The organism is Rhizobium sp. GR12, from assembly GCF_036596185.1.
Classification (GTDB): domain Bacteria; phylum Pseudomonadota; class Alphaproteobacteria; order Rhizobiales; family Rhizobiaceae; genus Agrobacterium; species Agrobacterium nepotum.
Genome location: NZ_JASXTH010000049.1, coordinates 1 through 410 on the forward strand (window position 1 = coordinate 1; position 410 = coordinate 410).

Genomic DNA, 410 nt, shown 5'->3' on the forward strand with positions numbered 1-410 from the left:
TCCCGCATCGGATGGGCCGAACGGGACAAGACCTCTTGACGCTCATCCTGGGCGGAAGCAACTTCAATCTCGCTTCTCACCCCAGACTCTTGCCCGATCCATTGGTCGCTTGCGATCCCGCGCCGCTCGGCAAAGTCGCTGATGTAATCGAGCGTTGTTTCCTTCGCGCCCGAACGCGACAGGCGGCGTTCCAGCTGCTGATAGGCCAGCTCGCCATCATCGACCACACGCCACGCATTGCGCCCGGCCTGCGTGCCATCCGGAAGCGTGACAGGGGTGGCCCCTTCATGCTGGAGGCCAATCCTGTCTCCGATCGCGGGAGATGCCTCCTGTATGGCCCGCTTGAGATCGACGCCCCACACTGTGCGCCGCTCGCCCTTGTCATTCTCCAGGGTGACGAAGTAATTCTC

Annotated in this window: 1 pseudogene; it reads right to left on the bottom strand. The window is 62.4% G+C overall.

Annotation, left to right across the window (positions count from 1 at the left end):
* Window positions 1–410, bottom strand: a pseudogene (locus QSK43_RS27050) (Ti-type conjugative transfer relaxase TraA); the annotation flags it as partial.